Raw genomic sequence first — 3,613 nt, forward strand, 5'->3', positions numbered from 1 at the left:
CAAGTTGGGTTCATTGCATCAAGCAACTTGATGATGGCCAATTGGCTTCTGGTTCTGGTGATGGAACGATTAAGCTGTGGGATCTGGATACCAACAGATGCATTGCCACACTTAAGGGGCATACAGGTTGGGTTTTTTGCATTACGCAACTGGATGATGGGCGCCTTGCTTCTGGTTCAAGCGATAAAACGATCAAAATGTGGGATTTGTATCCAGACCTTTCGTTAGAACAGATTGCGCTGGTTGTTCAGCTTGAACGATGTTATCAAGGGAGCAACGGCGTTAATCTTGGTGATGGCTGGCGGGATGTTTTTGAAACATTGCCGGACTATTTTCAAAAACGGCTTCAATCGGTTGTTGGTTGGTACTGAATTTTAAAGAAACTTTTTCTATTGCAACTATAGCCTTTAATAAAGAAAAAAGTTTGTTTTTCTTTATCTGGTTCGCATGATTCAGTGTGCTATACTGAGCAAAAAATGTGCCGTTTTATCAGCCCAAGGAGTGAATCTATGAAAAAAATTCCATTGAATATGCAAACATTCAGTGAGCTCATTACGCAAAATTGTGTCTATGTCGATAAAACCGCACATATTTATTCGCTCATTACATCAGGCAAGACCTGTTTTTTATCGCGTCCTCGACGCTTTGGGAAGTCGCTGTTGATTTCAACACTGGAAGCAATATTTCAAGGACGCAAAGAGCTTTTTGTTGATCTTGCAATAAGTAAGACCGATTATACATGGCCAATTCATCCTGTTATTCGATTAGATTTTGGAATCATTCCTCATCAAACGCCTGAAGAACTTCGCATAGGGTTGTGCAATGAATTGTACGAGATTGCAAAAATGCACCGTATTACTTTGGAAAGAACAGCATCTCCTGGTGAACTTCTGAAGTTGTTGGTGCGTGAATTATCAAGTAAGAATCAGGTAGTTATACTCATCGATGAATATGACAAGCCAATTCTTGATCACATTGATAACTTTGAAATTGCCGCTCAGTGTCAAATAGTTCTCAAAAGTTTTTATGAGACCATCAAGGGATTAGATCAATTTTGTAGGTTCACTTTTTTGACCGGAGTCAGCAAATTTACCAAAACGTCGGTATTTTCTGGTTTAAACAACTTGAATGACATTTCAGAAAAAGCTTTGGGAGCGTTGATTGTTGGCTATACCAAGGCAGAAATAGAACATTACTTTGCAGATCATCTTAAAGAGCTTGTGGACCACTTGAAAAAATCACCAGAAGAGGTGCTTGATCTTATCAGGCAATGGTATGATGGCTATCGTTTTTGTACCGATCATGAAGTTGCCCGCTTATATGCACCTCTTTCGGTTATGTATTGTTTGCAAGACAGGTTATTTAAAAATTATTGGTTTGCAACCGGTACGCCAAGTTACTTGGTCAAACTCTTGAAAAATAAAAATTATGATCTTTCGGTGCTAGAAAAATTTGGGCCACTTCGAGCAAGTGAAGCAATTTTTGGTATTTATGATGTGAGTTCAATAGCACTTGAAGCATTGCTTTATCAAGCTGGCTATATGACCGTACAGTCATATGATTCGGAAACGAATATTGTTGAAATCGACTATCCAAATCAGGAAGTGCGTACATCAATGCGGTACCTTTTGCTTAGTATGAAAGTTGATCTGCCAGATGTGAATGTGCGGCCAGCAGTGGATGATATTAGAATTGGTTTTTTATTGTGCGATATGCACAAAGTAGAGTATGGCTTGCAAACGCTTCTTGCCAATATTCCATCGCAACATCACAGGCCGGATGAAAGTTTTTACCATACTCTGTTTCACATGATTACGACGGTGATTGGTTTTGCTACAAGCAGTGAGGATTCGACGCATACAGGAAAGCCCGATTTGATTGTTCAAACAAAAGATCGTATCTATGTTATCGAATTCAAGTTTAACAAGTCAACTGGTCAAGGTATGCAACAAATTCTTGATCGTCGCTACTACGAGCGATATCGAGATCTTGGCAAGCAGATTGTTCTTGTTGAGATTACTTTTATGTATCAAAATAAGCGAATTCAAGTTGCCAGTGCGGCACAAAATCTTGATTAAATCTTTATAATTCTGGAGAGGTATGTGCTGTGGAGTTTAAATATCGTTTTCTGATTTTTACGATTGTTTTGTTGTCAAATACAGCACATGCGATGAATGGAAATTTATTTGATCAAGGGGTGCACCAACATGCACAACGTTGCAAAAAAGGTAAAAGAATTTTTTCTGGAGCAACAAGCGACGTACAATTTGTTGCACAGCTCAAACAGACAATCAATCATGTCGACATAACCAAAGCACTGGATCAAGTCCTCTTTGATCGGCTTTCTGCACAAGCGCCCAGTAATTTTTCGATGCTCATGAATCGGGAGATCGACAGAGTAAGTTGCTATGATGTGATGCAGCACAATTTTGGTGAACCACCAATGACATCGTATGCCCATTATTTTCCAGAATGCTTAATGGTACGTGATGATGAAGGAGCTGCAGTGCAGGTGAGCATGCTTGAGGGACATACAGCTTGGGTTAAATGCATCAAGCAACTGAATGATGGTCGACTGGTTTCTGGTTCTGATGATGGAACGATTAAGGTGTGGGATCTAGATACTAACAGGTGCGTTGCCACGCTTCAGGGGCATAGAGGTCGGGTTGAATGCATCACGCAACTGAATGATGGTCGACTGGCTTCTGGTTCTGAGGATGAAACGATTAAGCTGTGGGATCTGGATACCAACAGATGCATTGCCACACTTAAGGGGCATACATGGTGGGTTGAATGCATCAAGCAACTGAATGATGGTCGACTGGCTTCTGGTTCAAGTGATGAAACGATTAAGCTGTGGGATCTGAATACCAACAGGTGCGTTGACATGCTTGAGGGACATACAGCTTGGGTTAAATGCATCAAGCAACTGAATGATGGTCGACTGGCTTCTGGTTCTGATGATGGAATGATTAAGGTGTGGGATTTAAATACCAACAGATGCGTTGCCACGCTTGAGGGGCATACACGTTTGGTTAATTGCATCAAGCAACTGGATGATGGTCGACTTGCTTCTTGTTCAAGGGATAGGACAATCAAGGTGTGGGATCTGAATACCAACAGGTGCGTTGCCATACTTGAGGGGCATAGAGATTGGGTTAATTGCGTCAAGCAACTGGATGATGGTCGACTGGCTTCGTGCTCAAGTGATAGAACGATTAAGGTGTGGGATTTAAACACCAACGGATTCGTTGCCACACTTGAGGGGCATACAGGTTGGGCTAGATGCATCGAGCAACTGAATGATGGAGGACTGGTTTTTGCCTCTGCTGATGGAACGATTAAGGTGTGGGATTTGTATCCAGACCTTTCATTCGAGCAGATTGCACTGGTAGTTCAGCTTGAGCGATGTTATCAAGGGAGCAACGGCGTTAATCTTGGTGATGGCTGGCGGGATGTTTTTGTAATATTGCCAGACTATTTTCAAAAACGCTTTCAATCGGTTGTTGGTTGATTCACGGCATTGATTTTCTCTTTTAGACAAAACAAGGTTTTTTATGGTTACACGGTTGATACCAATTTTTTCATTTGTCCTCGTAGCCTGCACAAGTGG

General features: G+C 41.3%; 3 protein-coding genes. All 3 read left to right on the top strand.

What is annotated here, in order from left to right:
- Window positions 1-371: hypothetical protein (locus JST56_03830; GenBank protein MBS1988096.1), on the top strand; the 371-nt coding region annotated here is incomplete at its 5' end.
- Window positions 372-509: 138 nt separating this feature from the next.
- On the top strand, window positions 510-2,078 hold the full coding sequence (locus JST56_03835) for an AAA family ATPase (GenBank protein ID MBS1988097.1): 1,569 nt from the start codon (window positions 510-512) through the stop codon (window positions 2,076-2,078).
- A gap of 29 nt (window positions 2,079-2,107) precedes the next feature.
- Window positions 2,108-3,514 (top strand): WD40 repeat domain-containing protein, encoded by a 1,407-nt coding sequence (locus JST56_03840; GenBank protein MBS1988098.1) that lies wholly within the window; start codon window positions 2,108-2,110, stop codon window positions 3,512-3,514.
- Window positions 3,515-3,613 lie beyond the last annotated feature (99 nt).

The sequence above is a fragment of the Candidatus Dependentiae bacterium genome (genome assembly GCA_018266175.1).
Taxonomy (GTDB): domain Bacteria; phylum Babelota; class Babeliae; order Babelales; family RVW-14; genus JAFEAY01.